The 13534-nt window shown below is 72.7% G+C and carries 18 protein-coding genes; 10 read left to right on the forward strand and 8 right to left on the reverse strand.

The window, feature by feature from the left end:
- Nucleotides 1-52: 52 nt before the first annotated feature.
- Both AB0N03_RS45035 and AB0N03_RS45040 read right to left on the reverse strand, forming a co-directional pair.
- A complete protein-coding gene (locus AB0N03_RS45035) occupies nucleotides 53-958 on the reverse strand; it encodes a LysR family transcriptional regulator (protein ID WP_364386346.1) in 906 nt (301 codons plus the stop codon).
- A 130-nt stretch (nucleotides 959-1088) separates the two neighbouring features.
- Nucleotides 1089-1625 carry a helix-turn-helix domain-containing protein gene (locus AB0N03_RS45040; protein WP_364386348.1) on the reverse strand — a complete coding sequence of 179 codons (537 nt, stop codon included), beginning with the start codon at nucleotides 1623-1625 and terminating at the stop codon, nucleotides 1089-1091.
- 80 nt (nucleotides 1626-1705) lie between these two features.
- Here AB0N03_RS45040 and AB0N03_RS45045 point away from each other — a divergent pair, with 80 nt between their 5' ends.
- Entirely contained in the window at nucleotides 1706-2110 is a 405-nt protein-coding gene (locus AB0N03_RS45045; RefSeq protein ID WP_364386350.1) for an ester cyclase, read from the forward strand.
- A gap of 116 nt (nucleotides 2111-2226) precedes the next feature.
- On the opposite strand, the gene AB0N03_RS45050 is transcribed toward AB0N03_RS45045, so the two are convergent.
- The 5 genes from AB0N03_RS45050 to AB0N03_RS45070 form a co-directional block, all read right to left on the reverse strand.
- Nucleotides 2227-3615, reverse strand: coding sequence for a HAMP domain-containing sensor histidine kinase (locus AB0N03_RS45050; RefSeq protein ID WP_364386352.1), 1389 nt, complete (start codon nucleotides 3613-3615; stop codon nucleotides 2227-2229).
- On the reverse strand, nucleotides 3612-4298 hold the full coding sequence (locus tag AB0N03_RS45055) for a response regulator transcription factor (protein ID WP_364386354.1): 687 nt from the start codon (nucleotides 4296-4298) through the stop codon (nucleotides 3612-3614). Before AB0N03_RS45055 ends, AB0N03_RS45050 begins: the two co-directional genes overlap by 4 nt.
- A 45-nt stretch (nucleotides 4299-4343) precedes the next feature.
- Nucleotides 4344-4538: a hypothetical protein gene (locus AB0N03_RS45060; protein ID WP_364386356.1), complete on the reverse strand. Its 195-nt coding sequence runs from the start codon at nucleotides 4536-4538 to the stop codon at nucleotides 4344-4346.
- The gene (locus tag AB0N03_RS45065; RefSeq protein WP_364386358.1) at nucleotides 4535-4939 is read right to left on the reverse strand and encodes a hypothetical protein; all 405 of its coding nucleotides are present in this window, start codon (nucleotides 4937-4939) and stop codon (nucleotides 4535-4537) included. The genes AB0N03_RS45060 and AB0N03_RS45065 overlap by 4 nt, the downstream gene beginning before the upstream one ends.
- 65 nt (nucleotides 4940-5004) lie before the next feature.
- A complete protein-coding gene (locus AB0N03_RS45070; protein WP_364386360.1) occupies nucleotides 5005-5556 on the reverse strand; it encodes a TetR/AcrR family transcriptional regulator in 552 nt (183 codons plus the stop codon).
- 23 nt (nucleotides 5557-5579) lie between these two features.
- Here AB0N03_RS45070 and AB0N03_RS45075 point away from each other — a divergent pair, with 23 nt between their 5' ends.
- The 7 genes from AB0N03_RS45075 to AB0N03_RS45105 all read left to right on the forward strand — a co-directional run bounded on the left by AB0N03_RS45075 (nucleotide 5580) and on the right by AB0N03_RS45105 (nucleotide 10429).
- On the forward strand, nucleotides 5580-6020 hold the full coding sequence (locus AB0N03_RS45075) for an SRPBCC family protein (protein ID WP_364386362.1): 441 nt from the start codon (nucleotides 5580-5582) through the stop codon (nucleotides 6018-6020).
- Nucleotides 6021-6086: 66 nt separating this feature from the next.
- Complete coding sequence (locus AB0N03_RS45080; protein ID WP_364386426.1) at nucleotides 6087-6662, forward strand: TetR/AcrR family transcriptional regulator; 576 nt, start codon at nucleotides 6087-6089, stop codon at nucleotides 6660-6662.
- 40 nt (nucleotides 6663-6702) lie between these two features.
- A complete protein-coding gene (locus tag AB0N03_RS45085) occupies nucleotides 6703-7074 on the forward strand; it encodes a helix-turn-helix domain-containing protein (RefSeq protein ID WP_364386364.1) in 372 nt (123 codons plus the stop codon).
- An 85-nt stretch (nucleotides 7075-7159) separates the two neighbouring features.
- Nucleotides 7160-7879 (forward strand): M50 family metallopeptidase, encoded by a 720-nt coding sequence (locus tag AB0N03_RS45090; protein WP_364386366.1) that lies wholly within the window; start codon nucleotides 7160-7162, stop codon nucleotides 7877-7879.
- 44 nt (nucleotides 7880-7923) lie between these two features.
- Nucleotides 7924-8688, forward strand: a complete 765-nt coding sequence (locus tag AB0N03_RS45095; RefSeq protein WP_364386368.1) for an isocitrate lyase/phosphoenolpyruvate mutase family protein — start codon at nucleotides 7924-7926, stop codon at nucleotides 8686-8688.
- A gap of 30 nt (nucleotides 8689-8718) precedes the next feature.
- The gene (locus AB0N03_RS45100; RefSeq protein ID WP_364386370.1) at nucleotides 8719-9720 is read left to right on the forward strand and encodes an aminotransferase class V-fold PLP-dependent enzyme; all 1002 of its coding nucleotides are present in this window, start codon (nucleotides 8719-8721) and stop codon (nucleotides 9718-9720) included.
- A gap of 112 nt (nucleotides 9721-9832) precedes the next feature.
- Complete coding sequence (locus tag AB0N03_RS45105; protein WP_364386428.1) at nucleotides 9833-10429, forward strand: hypothetical protein; 597 nt, start codon at nucleotides 9833-9835, stop codon at nucleotides 10427-10429.
- 359 nt (nucleotides 10430-10788) lie between these two features.
- Here AB0N03_RS45105 and AB0N03_RS45110 read toward each other — a convergent pair whose 3' ends face one another.
- Nucleotides 10789-11721 (reverse strand): ferritin-like domain-containing protein, encoded by a 933-nt coding sequence (locus AB0N03_RS45110; RefSeq protein WP_364386372.1) that lies wholly within the window; start codon nucleotides 11719-11721, stop codon nucleotides 10789-10791.
- Between the two features lie 108 nt (nucleotides 11722-11829).
- Here AB0N03_RS45110 and rimP point away from each other — a divergent pair, with 108 nt between their 5' ends.
- Both rimP and nusA read left to right on the forward strand, forming a co-directional pair.
- The gene (gene rimP, locus AB0N03_RS45115; RefSeq protein WP_364386374.1) at nucleotides 11830-12363 is read left to right on the forward strand and encodes a ribosome maturation factor RimP; all 534 of its coding nucleotides are present in this window, start codon (nucleotides 11830-11832) and stop codon (nucleotides 12361-12363) included.
- Entirely contained in the window at nucleotides 12360-13406 is a 1047-nt protein-coding gene (gene nusA / locus AB0N03_RS45120) for a transcription termination factor NusA (RefSeq protein WP_364386376.1), read from the forward strand. The genes rimP and nusA overlap by 4 nt, the downstream gene beginning before the upstream one ends.
- Nucleotides 13407-13534 lie beyond the last annotated feature (128 nt).

Below are 13534 nucleotides of genomic sequence, written 5' to 3' on the forward strand. Positions count from 1 at the left end.
GGAATGATCATGATGCGCACAATGGTGTGACCGCGGCGGTCATACCATTCCTCTAAGTGGTGATCGCGTCGTTGAAGACGTCTTTCGCGGCTTCGACCAGTTCGCGCAGGTCGCCGTCGGTGCGATCGCGGCGCCAGAGCAGGCCGGTATCCAGTTGGGGGCGGAAATCGGTGAAGGGTAGGACGATGACGTTGTCGAGCCGGTAGCCGTGCATCGGGCTCTTTTCGTCCAGCATGGAAATGGAAAATGCCTCGCCGCTGGAAATGATTTCCGACGTCCCGCCGTAACCGGTGTTGGTCAGCCGGATGCGTTTCTTGATGCCCAGTTCGTTCAATTGGTGGTCGAGCTGGTCGAAGTACGCCGGCGTGATCTCCCCAGGTGAGGCCACGTACGGGAATTCGGTCAGCTCGGCCAGGCTCACCGAGTCGCGCCCGGCGAACAGGTCGGCCGGGACGACCGCGCCGAGCCGTTCCGACATCACCGGCACCTGCTCCAGCGCCGGGTCGGTCACCGGCAGCCGGGCCAGCGTGAGGGCCAGCTTGCCCTCGTGCACGCCCTGGACGAGGTCGGCGGTGGTGCCGGGCCAGCGCTTGAGCTCGTACTTTTCGCGGACGCGCCCGGCGAGGGCGTTGACGCGTTCCCGCAGGTCGGGGTGAACGCCGGCGGGCATGCCGAGGAAGACGGTGCTGCGCTGCGGCTCGGTCGCCTCCTTGAGCCGCCAGGGGATGGCGCTCACCTGCTCGAGGACGTCCCGGGCGAGCGGCAGCAGCGCGGTCCCGGCGGCGGTGAGCGTGACGTGGTGGGTGCTGCGGTCGAACAGCTGCTGCCCCAGTTCGTGCTCGAGGTCCTTGATCCGCTGGGACAGCGGCGACGCGGCCATGTGCAGCTTCCGCGCGGCGGCGGAGAAGTTCAGTTCCTCGGCGACCGCGACGAAGTAGCGCAGGTGCAGCATCTCCATGGCTCGACCCTACGGCCCACTTTGTGTCGTCCACCCAGGCCCGCGTGTCGTCCCTTCAATGACGCGAGTCGACCCTCCAGGCACGCAAGCCGACCCTCCAGGCACGCGAGCCGACTCTCCAGGTACGTGCTCAGAGGGTGGACGCGCCGCGGCGGACCAGGGCGAGCAGCCGGCCGGGCTCGCCACCGGACAACGCGATGCCGGTGGCGAGCAGGAGGAGGTCCAGTTCGGTGACGTCGACGGCCACCGCGCCGGCGGCTCGCGCGCGGCCGAGCAGGGCGGCGGCGGTCGTGTTCATCGCCGCGTGCCAGCCGGCGAACAGGCTCTCGTGCTCGCCCGCGGGATCGGCCAGCGAAAGGGCGAGGGCGCGCTTCGTCCGCACGTGCTCGACGAACAGTCCGAGCCAGGCGAAGAGCGCTTCGCCGGGGTTGTCGGCGTCGAGGTCCGCGCGGCTTCGCAGCTCCGCGACTTCGTCGGCGTATACGGCGACGACCAGCTCGCGCCGGTTCGGGAAGTGCCGGTACAGGGTCGCGTTGCCGACGCCGGCGCGCCGGGCGATGCGGTCGAGCGGCGCGTCCGGGCCGTCTTCGGCGAAGACCTCCCTCGCCGCGGCGAGCACGATTGCCTGGTTGTCCCGCGCGTCCGACCTGCGGGCCCGTGCGGTCATGCTGCTCCTTGCCAAGTGGGGACATCCCCGGTTAGCGTAGCCGAACACTAACCGGGGAAGTCCCCACTTAAGGAGTGAGCATGGACGCCGCCGAAGTCCACCGCCGCCTGATCGCGTTGACGCCGTTCACCGCGGAGAGCGTCGCCGAAGGCCTGCGCTACATCGACCCGCAGGTGGTCGACCACCGCGGCGGCGCGGGCGGCGACCACCACGGCATTGACGCCTGGCGCGCGAAGTGGGAGGCCATGCTCGGCGGCGAGTTCTTCGCGGACTTCCGCGACGTGGGCGTGCGGGTCGAGCAGAACGTCGCCGACGGCGATTTTTCGGTCAACCGCTACACGAGCACCGGAACGCAGCTCTCGACCGGCCGCAGCTACGCCGTGACCAGCATGGACATGATCCGCGTCCGCGACGGCCGGGTCGTCGAGCACTGGGCCCTGATGGACGTGACGCACCGCGCGGCCCAGTTGGCCCCGCCGGCGTGACCGACGCGCACCGCAACGGTCGGTTCGCGTACCCAGACGGTCGGTTCGCGTACCTGGAGGGTCGGCTCGCGTGATTGGAGGGTCGACTCGCGTGATTGGAGGGTCGACACGGGGGCTCAGCCCAGGGGGAGGGGGACCGTGGCGTCCGACGCGGCCAGGGGGAGGGTGATCGTGAAGGCTGCGCCGCTCTCCGGGGCCGGGCCCGCCGTCAACGTCCCGCCCATGCGGGTGACCAGGCCGTGGACCAGGGCCAGCCCGATGCCCGACCCGACCGGCCGCCGGTCGCGGTAGCGCGCGTTCAGCACCCCGCGCTCGAACGCCACCGGGTAGTCCTCCGGGGCCAGGCCGGGACCGCCGTCCCGCACCGATAACAAAGCACCGGCCCTGGACACCGACAGCGAAAACACCATCGGCGCCCCGCCCGGCGTCACCCGCAGCGCGTTCTCGGCCAGCCCGTCGACCACTTGACGCAGCCGCCGCGCGTCCGCCAGGACGGGGACCGGAGCCGACGGCGCCGAAACGGACAGCCGCACGTCCTCTCGTGCGCACCGCAGCTGCCAGACCTCGGCGCAGTCGCGCAGCAGGGCACCCAGATCCAGCGACGCGACGTCCAGCCGGAACTCGTCGGCCCCCAGCCGCGCCAGCTCCAGCAGGTCGGAGACCAGCCGCTCCAGCCGGGAAGCCTCCCGCTGGATGGTCTGCCCGGCCCGGACCGCGTCGTCCCCGGAAGCGACGCCGTCCGCGATCGCCTCGGCGAACCCCGTGACGGCGGTCAGTGGCGTCCGCAGCTCGTGCGACACCGACAGCAGGAAGTCCCGCTGCCGCGCCTCACTGACCGCCAGCGCGTCGGCCAGCGCGTTCAGCGACCCGGCCACCTCCGCCACCTCACGCGGCCCCTGCACCGGCACCCGGACGTCCCGTCTTCCCGCCCGCAGCGATCCCGCGGCAAGAGCGGCCCGCCGCAGGGGACGGCCCAGCAGCCGGCCCGAAACCCAGCCCGCGAGAGCCGCCACCAGCAGTCCGATGCCCAGCGCCAGGGCGATGTTGCGCACCAGCGCGCGCTGCGTCGCTTCGGCGCTGCGGGCCGGCTGCACCAGCGCGAACGCCGCCCCGCGCGTGCCCACCACCCGCGTCTCGACGAGGTACTGCGCGCCGCCGGCCGTGACGCGCCCGGAGTGGTTCGCGCCGAGCCCGAGCTTGCCCGCGGCCTGGACGGCGACCGCGTCCCCGGCGGCCGGGCCGCCCGCGCGCCGGACCACCACGGAGATGCCCTGCCCGCGCACGACGTCGGCCACCTTGCCCACGCCGAGCCGGTTCCCGATGCCGGTGTCGTCGAGCTGCGAAGCGACGACGTCGGCCTGCGCGGCCAGCGACGACTGCAGCACGTTGTCCGCCGTGGTCCGGATCAGCCGGGCCGCGACGAGCCCGGCGACGATCACCGCCACGCCCGCGACGGCCAGGCACACCAGCGTGATCCGCCCGGCCAGGGTGCCGCGGTACCTCATGCCGGGTCCGCCGCGTAGCCGATGCCGCGCACCGTCCGGATCGGACTCGACGCCCCCAGTTTCGCCCGCAGCTGCGCCACGTGGACGTCCACCGTGCGCGTGCCCGCCGCCGCGGCGTAGCCCCAGACGGCGCTCAGCAGCTGGTCGCGCGAAAGCACCTGCCCCGGGTGCCGGAGCAGGTGCGTGAGGAGGTCGAATTCGGTGGACGTCAGGGAGATCTCCGTCTCGCCCGCCCAGGCCCGGCGGCTGGTGAGGTCGACCCGCGCGCCACCGACGGTCAATGCCGAGGGGGCCGCGGCCGCGCCGGACGCGCGGCGCAGCACCGTCCGGACGCGGGCGGCCAGCTCGCGCGGGCTGAACGGCTTGGTCAGGTAGTCGTCGGCGCCGATTTCCAGGCCCAGCAACCGATCCAGCTCGTCGTCGCGGGCGGTGACGAACAGCACCGGCGTCCAGTCCCCGGCCGCGCGCAGCGCCTTGCAGATCTCGATACCGTCCATTCCGGACAGTCCGATGTCGAGCACGATCGCCACCGGCTTGAGCCGGCGGACGGCGTCCAGCGCCCGGCCGCCGTCGGCCTCGACGTGCACGCCGAAGCCGTCACGCTTGAGGTAGAGCGCCGCCAGCTCGGCGATCGCGGCCTCGTCCTCGACGACGAGGACGAGGCCGCGTCCCGGTGACCCCATGCCTGCTCCCGTCTCCGCCGTCGTCAGAGGGGAAACGCTAGCCGGTCAGGGCGAGCCATCGCTGTTCATGTCGGATTCGACGCCGTTCAGCGTCGACTCGATCCCGCTCAGCTCGGACGACGCCGGGGCCGCCGGGCTCCCGGAGTCCGGCGAGCCCATCAGGTTGTCGCGGCAGCCCGAGCAGCCGAGCGCGATGAGCGCGGCGGCCCCGACCGCCGCCGCGACCCTCGCGCCCCTCACTTGGCCGGCTTGCAGTGTGCCGCCGCGAAGGCGTCCAGCTTCTGCTTCGCCGTGTTCAGCTCGCCGACCTTGCCTTGACGCTTGGTGGCGCGGTCGTCGAGTTTCTTGGCGCGGTCCTCGTGCCCGGCGGTGCGCTGGTCCTGGGCCCGGGCCTTGAGGTTGGCGACCGAGCCGGCCACCTCGGGGCCGCCGTTGATCCGCTTCTGCAGGTTGTCGGCCCGCTTCTGCAGCTTCGGCACCCAGTCGCCGCAGACCTGCTGCGACTCCTCGGGGCTGAGCGTGATCGGCGCGACCGGCGCCGGCGACGTCGTCTGGGCCGAGGCCAGCGGCGCCGCCACCAGCAGGCAGGCGGCGCTCCCGCAGCCCGCCAGCGCCAGCCGAGTCCAGGTGGTTCCTCGCATCGTGTCTCCCTCGTGTCGTGCTTACGAGGAGAACTCTGGCCGGGCGGTGTACGGAGGGCGTCCGCCTAGTGTTCGGGCTTTGTAAGGCCGTGCGGTTCGTACATCGCCAGGAACTGCTCCATCGCGGCGTTCACGGCGTCGCGGTCGCCGGTCGTGACGAGGTCGAGCAGCAGCCCGCGCGTGACGGCCAGGCCGAGCCGGGCGTGGGCGGGCCGGTCGGCTTCGGGAACGCCCCGCTCCTTCAGCAGCGCCTCGACCGGGCCGAGCCAGTCGTGGATGACGCCGTCGAGGAACTCGGTGGTGCCCGGGGTGCCGCCGAGGGCCTGGCCGTAGAGCTGGAAGAAGAGCTTTTCGTTGGCGCGCAGGTCGTCCGCGGTGAGCCGGCGCCAGAACTCCGCCGGGTCGAGATCGGCCAGCGCCGCCCGCTGCCTGGCCTCGACCTCCCGCGCCACCGCCGTGAGCAGGCCTTCCTTCGAGCCGAAGTGGTAGATCAGCATGCGGTGGCTGGTGCCGAGGTCCGCGGCCAGCGCGCGCAGGCTCCGGCCCGCGCCGCCGTGGTGGGCGATGTGGTCGATCGCCGCATCGAGGAGCTTCGCGCGCGGGCTTGCGTCGATCATGTACCAAATGGTACACGTACCAAATGGTACAGAGAATCTCGGTCCGCGGGGTGACGGCGGCGGACGCCGACACCGTGTACGCGTTGCTGCGGGACGGCGCGAGCTGGCCGCGCTGGTCGCCGCTGGGGTCGTTCGAGCTGGTCCGCGAGGGTGCGGGCGAACCCGAAGGACTTGGCGCCATCCGGCTGTTCCGGACCGGCGGCCTCCGCTCGTACGAGGAGATCGTCGCGCTCGAACCCGGCCGCCGGTTCGGCTACGCGCTGGACCACGGCCTGCCGCTGCGGGACTACGTCGCCTACGTCGACCTCTCGCCGGTGGACGGCGGCACGGAGATCCACTGGCACTCGACGTTCACCGCGAAGATCCCCGGCACGGGCTGGTTCTACCGCTGGTTCCTCGGCCGTTTCATCGGGCGGGTGGTCGCCGGGCTGGTCGACGCGGCCGGGGTGCGCGCGGCCCCATAAAGTGGGCGCATGTCAGCGCCACGACGGGGATCGACCGGCCGCACCCAGGAGGAACGCAGCGCGGCGATGCGCGTCCGGCTGCTCGACGCGACGATCGACTGCCTCGTCGAGTACGGCTACGCGGGCACGACGACCACGCGGGTGGCCGACCGCGCCGGCGTCACGCGCGGCGCGCAGGTGCACCACTTCCGGACCAAGGCCGACCTGGTGACGTCGGCGATCCGGCACCTGGCGGAGAAGCGCACCGAGGTCGCGATGGCCGAGCTCGACCGCCTCCGCGCGTCCAGCGACCCGGTCGGCGACGCGCTGCAGCTGATGTGGGAGATGCACCAGGGGCCGGTGTTCTCGGCGACGGTCGAGCTGTGGGTCGCCTCCCGCACGGACGCCGAGCTGCGGCGGCAGATGGCGGTGGTCGAGCCGATCGCGACGTCCAGCCTGGTCGAGTTCGGCAAGGCGCTGCTGCCGGACCACGCGGCGCACCACGAGTTCCTGCACGCGGTGTACACGGCGATGGACGTCGTGCGCGGCATCCTCATCGCGAGCTGGGCGACCCGGGACCAGGAGGAGCTGGAGGCCCGCTGGGAACGCGGCCGCCGGCACCTGCGACTGCTGTTCACGACCTTGATGGCCGCTACCGCCTGAACGGCGTGTTACTCTCTCCGGGAAAGTGAGGAGAGGTGCCGTGCTGTCGAACCCGTACGACCGCAACTGCCCGACCCGCCAGCTGCTCGACCGCATCGGCGACCAGTGGACGGTGCTGATCGTCGGCGCCCTGAAGGACGGCCCGCTGCGGTTCACCGCGATCGGGCACCGGGTGGACGGGATCTCCCAGAAGGTCCTGACCCAGACGCTGCGCAGCCTGGTCCGCGACGGCATCCTGACCCGCACGGCGTACGCGGTGATCCCGCCGAAGGTGGAGTACGAGCTGACGACGCTGGGCCGCAACCTGTCCGAGCCGCTGGAGATGCTGGACCAGTGGGCCCGGCGGCACATGACGGCGGTCCAGGAGTCCCGGGACGCCTACGACGCGGAGCACACCCCCGCGTCGGCGTAGCTCCGCAGGGCACCGGTGGACAGCTCCTGGACAACTGGTTGTCGCGTGGGCCTGGGACGCCTCCCGGGGCGAGACACTCGTCGGCGTGTTCGCCGTGCTCAACGAGACCGTGCCCGCGCCGGGGTGGGAACTCGTCGGCGTCACCGCGTTGGTGGCGGCCGCGGTGGCGACGCCCTCGTTCGCCGTGCCGGCCACCGGCACCCGGAGCCTGCTGACCGGGACCAACGTCCTGGGCACTCTGGTCCACGAAGGCGGCCACGCGCTGGTGAGCCTTCTGACCGGCGGCGGCGTCGCCCGCATCGCGGTCACCGGCTCGGAGTCCGGCTACACGCAGCCGAGGAACCCGTCGCCGCCGCTCGCGAGCATCCTGACCGTCGCCGCCGGTTACGCGATGCCGCCGCTGGCCGGTCTGGGCGCTGCGGCGCTGCTGCACCGCGGGCTCGTTCCCGCCGTGCTCACCCTGACTGTGGCGGCGATGCTGTTCATCGCGCTGTTCGCCCGGGACCTGCTCACGTTGGCGTCGGTCGTCGTCACCGGGGCGATCGCGTACTCGGCCGTGCGGTGGGCACCGGACTGGTTGCGGAACGGCGTCGCGTACGCCGAAGCCTGGCTGCTGCTGACCAGTGAGATCGGCGGACTCCGCGCGCTCGTCCTCAACCGGTTCCACGGCGGGTTCCGCGGTCAGCGGGACGATGCCGCCCTGCTCGCCCGGTACACCGGAATCCCCGCGTTCGGGTGGATCGCCGCGTGGTTCGCCCTCATCGGCTGGGCGGTGTGGCACGCCGTGCCGTTGCTGTGGCCGTGACCGTTCGGTGCCCGCCGAAGCTTCGCGCGCCTAGGTTCGAAGCCATGGACGAATTCCGTGCCCTCCACCTCCCCGGCACCCCGCTGCTGCTGCCGAACGCGTGGGAGTTCGGCGTCGGCGCCTTCCTTGCCGAGCAGGGGTTCCGCGCCCTCGGCACGACCAGTCTCGGCGTGTCCGCCGCGGCCGGTGAGCCCGACGGCGCGCCTTCGACGCGGGACATCACCGTCGCCCTGGCCCGCCGCCTGGCCCGGCTGGACGTCCTGGTCAGCGTCGACATCGCCGACGGCTTCAGCGCCGACCCCGCCGCGGTCGCCGACCTCGCCGCGGAACTCGCCGACGCCGGCGCGGTCGGCGTCAACCTCGAAGACGGCCGGGCCGACGGCTCGCTCGCCCCGGTCGACATCCAGGCCGCGCTGGTCCAGGCGGTGAAGGAGCGCGTCCCGAGCCTGTTCGTCAACGCCCGCACCGACACCCACTGGTCCGGTGACCACTCCGTCGAGACCGCCGAAAAACGCGTGAAGGCCTACGCGGCGGCCGGCGCCGACGGCGCCTTCGTGCCCGGCCTGGCCGACCCGGCGGACGTCGAGCGGATCGTCGGCCTCGGGCTTCCGGTCAACCTGCTGTTCCTGCCCGGGAAGGTCACCTTCGCCGGGCTGGCGGAGCTGGGGGTCGCGCGGGTCAGCCTGGGCTCCCTGCCGTACCGCGTGGCCCTGCGGGCGGCGGCCGAAACGGCGTCGGCGGTCCGCGACGGCGGTGAGCTGCCACTGGACCCGCCGAGCTACGCCGACGTCGTCGCGCTGCTGCCGTAAACCGGTTGTCCGGTCTGCCAGCCTGAAACCATGAGCGACTTCGCCGTCCCGCCCGGATACCTGAACACGCCCAGCGTCGGCATCCCGCCGGCGCCGGTGGCCGCCGCGGTGGCCGAGTCGGTCGAGCGGTGGCGGACCGGCGCGACCCGGCCGGGGGAGTTCGACCAGTACGTCGACCGGTCCCGGGCGGCGTTCGCCCGGCTGCTCGGCGTCGAACCCGGGCGCGTCGCGATCGGCGCGTCGGTCTCGCAGCTGGTCGCGAACGTCGCCGCCGCGCTGCCCGCCGGCACCCGCGTGCTCGCCGCCGAAGGCGACTTCACCAGCGTGACCTTTCCCTTCGCGGCCCATCCCGGTGTCACGGTGACCGAGGTGCCGCTGGAGCTGCTGCCCGAGCGGGTCGAGGGCCACGACGTCGTCGCGGTGAGCGTCGTCCAGTCCGCCGACGGCCGGCTCGTGGACCTCCCGGCCCTGCGGGCCGCCGCCGAGGCCGCCGGGGCGGCGGTGCTGCTCGACGCCACACAGGCCGTGGGCTGGCTGCCCCTGGACGTCGCGTGGGCGGACTGGGTGGTCGCGGCGGGCTACAAGTGGCTGCTGTCGCCGCGCGGCTGCGCGTGGCTCGCCGTGCGGCCGGACGCGCACGAGCGCACCCGAGCGGTCGCGGCGAACTGGTACGCCGGGGACGACCCGTGGGCCACGGTCTACGGCCTCCCGCTGCGCCTGGCCGGCGACGCCCGCGCGTTCGACCTCTCGCCGGTCTGGCTCGCCCAGGTCGGCGCGGCGGCCGCGCTCGAGTACCTCGGCGGGCTCGACCTCGCGCAGGTCGAGGCGCACAACACCGGCCTGGCCGACCTGCTGCTCGAAAAGCTCGGCCTGCCCCCGCGCGGCACCGCGATCGTGTCGCTCGACGCCGACCCGGAGCGGGTCGCGGCGGCGGGGATCGTCTCGAGCGTCCGCGGCGGCCGGGTGCGCGTCGGGTTCCACCTCTACAACACCGCTGACGACGTCGAACGCGTCTTACACGCATTCGAGTGAACGCCCGCGAGCGAGTGAACTACCGTATGGCCTCGTGGTTGGTGCGCATTTCACCCCAGGCCCGTCCGACACGGCCCCGCTGGGCGCGGTCCCCCCGCAGCCCCGCCCGCCGGTGCCGGGACCGCCGGCTCGCGACACCCGCTCCCTGCTGCTCAGGGGCGCCGGGCTGGTCGCGATCGCTGTCGTCTCCGGGCTGCTGTGGTTCCTGATCCGGCACGACTCGACGTCCGGCGAGCCGGTCGCGCAGCCGCCGGCCCAGAACACCGGGCAGTACCAGTTCACGCTGGTCGCCGGGCCGGCGAAGTCCAACGAGTGCGCCCCGAAGTCCTACGGCAAGACGCGCGACTTCTTCCAGGACAACGAGTGTCAGTCGCTGGTGCGCGCGCTGTACACGACGGAGTCGGGCGGCGCGAAGGCCCTGGTGTCGGTGGTGCTGGTGGGGATGCCGGACTCGACGAAGGCCAAGGCGCTCAAGACGCTGACCGAGCAGGACGAGACCGGCAACGTGACGGACCTGGTGAAGGACAAGACGTTCGCCGGCCCGGGCGTCCCGAGCGTGAGCGGCGCGGACGCGGCGTACGCGTCGAAGGTGGACGGCACGAACACGACGATCGTACTGGCCGACTTCTACGCGAAGCACAAGGACAAGGCGTTGATCGAGAAGATCGCGGACGACGCGCTGCGGCTGTCGGCCGACCTCAAGGGCTGAGGTCCGCCTCGCCCGGCCGGGTGCCCCGGCAGCGATGCGGTGAACGACCCGTTCAGGTCGCCTGACGACCTGAACGAGTCGTTCACCACGTTCGGGACGGCTCAGCGAACCCGCGACCCGGTTCGGCGGCCGGCGAAGGTCGCGAATGACCCATTCGGGACACCCCGCGCCGCGAATGACCCATTCGCGACGCTCGCCGCGCCCGCCAACCCCACGCGCCCCGAGCGCCCCCGAGCGCCCCCGAGCGGCCCCGAGCGCCCCGAGGTGGCCTTCGGTGCGTTGAACGCACCCAAGGTGGCCTTCGGTGCGGTGAACGCACCCAAGGCCGCCTTGGGGCGCTTGCTTCGGCCGGGAGAGGCTCAGCTCGCCTGACCCGGCATGGCGATCGCGACCGGCTTCTCGCCCGCCTCCGACCGCCAAGGCGTCCCGCGCCGCGAAGCCGCCACCAGCGCGTGCAGTGCCGTCGTGCGCAGGGCGGCGTCGTCGGTGTGGTTCACCACCGCCAGCCACGCCGACGCGCAGTCGGCCTCGGCCGTCGCCACCACCAGCGAAGCCGACTTCGCGTCCGTCACCGGCGCCTTCGGCACGTACGCCGCTTCGGGCGCGACAGGCGTCGCCCCCGACGAGGACAGCATCGTCTGCAGCAGGTCGCGACGCACCGCGTGCTCGGCCGTCCCCGCCTTCTCGCCCTCGGCGAAGTCGGCCGGCAGGAACGCGCTGACCAGCCCGTACACCCACACGGCGGCGTGCTCGGCCGCGAGCGCCGTCTGCAGCGGGTCCACCGCCTCCGCGGGCACGGCACCGGCCGGCCCGGTGAACGCGGGGGCGTCCTCGCCGGGGCCCAGCGCCGGGGCCGTGCGCTGCAGCGCCGCGCAGCCCGCCGCCACCGCCGCGACCAGCCCGGCTCGGTAGCGGGGCAGCCCGCCGACGAGGTCTTCGGCCTGCTTGCGCGCCGTCGCCAGCCGCTCCTTGAGATCGCCCAAGGCGGCCGGTGCCGGGGGCGCCGGCGACGACGATGCCCGAGGCCGGTTCAGGCGGTCCACTTCGGACTTCAGCGCGGCCGCGTGGGCCGCGCGCGCGTCGGCGAGCTGGCCGGCGGCGTCGGCGTTCTCGCCCTTGGCCAGCGCCCGCGCGGCGGTGGCGTCCGCCTCGGCGGCGGCCAGCAGCGGTTGCAGGGGGTCGGGGCTCTCGTCGTAGCCGGGCCCGCACGCGGCCAGGGGGACGGCCAGCGCGGCCAGCGCCCCCGCGCGGAGGGCGGCACGACGGGTCAGGTCGGTCGGTCTTCCGGTCACGTCGGCCCATCCTGCCAGGCCCCGGGTCGCCCCCGCCGCTCGCGCGGGCCGAGCGGGCGACCGGATAAGCTGGTCCACCACCACCCGCGCAACCGAGGAGAGCCCCACGTGCCAGGAGAACTCGCCAGCCGGCTTCAGCCGATAGTGGCCGAAGCCGTCACCGCCGCGGGTTTCGACCTCGATTCGTTCGAGGTGCAGCAGGCCGGTCGGCGGCAGCTGGTCAAGGTCGTCGTCGACTCCGACGACGGTGTCGGGCTGGACGAGGTCGCCGAGGTCAGCCGCAAGGTCGCGGCGGCGCTCGACGAAAACGAGCACGTGCTCGCGAGCGCGTACACGCTGGAGGTCACCTCGCCGGGCCTCGACCGCCCGCTCACCCAGCCGCGGCACTGGCGGCGCGCGCGGCTCCACCTGGTGAAGATCTCGCCGGTCGAAGGCGCGCCCTTCATCGGCCGGGTCGGTCACACGGGCGAGGACGCCGCCCGCGTCCTCGAAGGCGGCAAGATCCGCGACGTCCGCTACGCCGACGTGGCGAAGGCGGTCGTGGAGATCGAGTTCAAGCAGCCGCCCGCCGAGGACCTGAAACTGCTCGAAGACGACGCGTCCGGCATGATCGCCGCCGAGACGGAGAAGGGGTCGAAGTGAACGTCGACATCGCCGCGCTGCGGGCGATCGAACGGGACAAGGACATCCCCTTCGAAACGGTGATCGAGGCCATCGAGACGGCCTTGCTGACCGCGTACAAGCACACCGAGGGCCACCAGTCGCACGCCCGCGTCGACATCGACCGCAAGACGGGCCTGGTGCGCGTGCTCGCGCACACGCTGACCCACGACGGCCAGGTCGACGAAGAGTGGGACGACACCCCCGAGGGGTTCGGCCGGATCGCCGCCACCACCGCCCGCCAGGTCATCCTGCAGCGGCTGCGCGACGCCGAGCACGAAAAGACCTTCGGTGAGTTCTCCACCAAGGAGGGCGAGATCGTCGCCGGCGTGATCCAGCGCGACGCCCGCGCCAACGCCCGCGGCATGGTCGTGGTCCAGGTGGGGGACACCGAGGGCGTGCTGCCCTCGGCGGAGCAGGTGGCCGGGGAGTCGTACGAGCACGGCAGCCGGATCAAGGCCTACGTGGTCACCGTCTCGCGCGGCAACCGCGGCCCGCAGATCACGCTCTCGCGCTCGCACCCCAACCTCGTGCGCAAGCTGTTCGCGCTGGAGGTCCCGGAGATCGCCGACGGCACGGTCGAGATCGCCGCCATCGCGCGCGAGCCGGGACACCGCACCAAGATCGCCGTGAAGTCGACCGTGGCGGGCGTCAACGCGAAGGGCGCCTGCATCGGCCCGGTCGGCGCGCGCGTGCGCAACGTGATGAGCGAGCTGGCCGGTGAGAAGATCGACATCATCGACTACTCGGAGGACCCGGGCCGGTTCGTGGGGAATGCCCTGTCCCCGGCGAAGGTTGTTTCCGTACGAGTGGTGGACGAGCGGGCGAAGACCGCCCGTGTCGTGGTGCCGGACTTCCAGCTGTCGCTGGCGATCGGCAAGGAGGGCCAGAACGCCCGCCTCGCCGCCCGTCTGACCGGCTGGCGGATCGACATCCGCAGCGACGCCGCACCGGTCGACGACGAGGGTGATCAAGACCACGCCAGTCCGTCGCGGCCCGCCGCGACAACCGGTTCGGCTGAGTGAATGTCGAAGCGCTAGACTCAGGAGTGGTTCGAAGCCCGCGGCGGGTAGCCGAGCACCAGCCCCACCGAGAATCCCCGGTGCGGACTTGTGTCGGCTGCAAGCGGCGGGCCTTGATCGGTGAGCTGTCG

This window comes from Amycolatopsis sp. NPDC051061, assembly GCF_040682935.1.
GTDB lineage: Bacteria > Actinomycetota > Actinomycetes > Mycobacteriales > Pseudonocardiaceae > Amycolatopsis.

Bases quoted from the DNA above. Each gene is read 5' to 3' on its own strand.
- AB0N03_RS45035 (WP_364386346.1), bottom strand. From the start codon at position 958: ATGGAGATGCTGCACCTGCGCTACTTCGTCGCGGTCGCCGAGGAACTG.
- AB0N03_RS45080 (WP_364386426.1), top strand. From the start codon at position 6,087: ATGCGCGTCCGGCTGCTCGACGCGACGATCGACTGCCTCGTCGAGTAC.
- AB0N03_RS45095 (WP_364386368.1), top strand. From the start codon at position 7,924: ATGGACGAATTCCGTGCCCTCCACCTCCCCGGCACCCCGCTGCTGCTG.
- AB0N03_RS45070 (WP_364386360.1), bottom strand. From the start codon at position 5,556: ATGATCGACGCAAGCCCGCGCGCGAAGCTCCTCGATGCGGCGATCGAC.
- AB0N03_RS45040 (WP_364386348.1), bottom strand. From the start codon at position 1,625: ATGACCGCACGGGCCCGCAGGTCGGACGCGCGGGACAACCAGGCAATC.
- AB0N03_RS45050 (WP_364386352.1), bottom strand. From the start codon at position 3,615: ATGAGGTACCGCGGCACCCTGGCCGGGCGGATCACGCTGGTGTGCCTG.
- AB0N03_RS45065 (WP_364386358.1), bottom strand. From the start codon at position 4,939: ATGCGAGGAACCACCTGGACTCGGCTGGCGCTGGCGGGCTGCGGGAGC.
- AB0N03_RS45045 (WP_364386350.1), top strand. From the start codon at position 1,706: ATGGACGCCGCCGAAGTCCACCGCCGCCTGATCGCGTTGACGCCGTTC.
- AB0N03_RS45075 (WP_364386362.1), top strand. From the start codon at position 5,580: ATGGTACAGAGAATCTCGGTCCGCGGGGTGACGGCGGCGGACGCCGAC.
- AB0N03_RS45055 (WP_364386354.1), bottom strand. From the start codon at position 4,298: ATGGGGTCACCGGGACGCGGCCTCGTCCTCGTCGTCGAGGACGAGGCC.
- AB0N03_RS45100 (WP_364386370.1), top strand. From the start codon at position 8,719: ATGAGCGACTTCGCCGTCCCGCCCGGATACCTGAACACGCCCAGCGTC.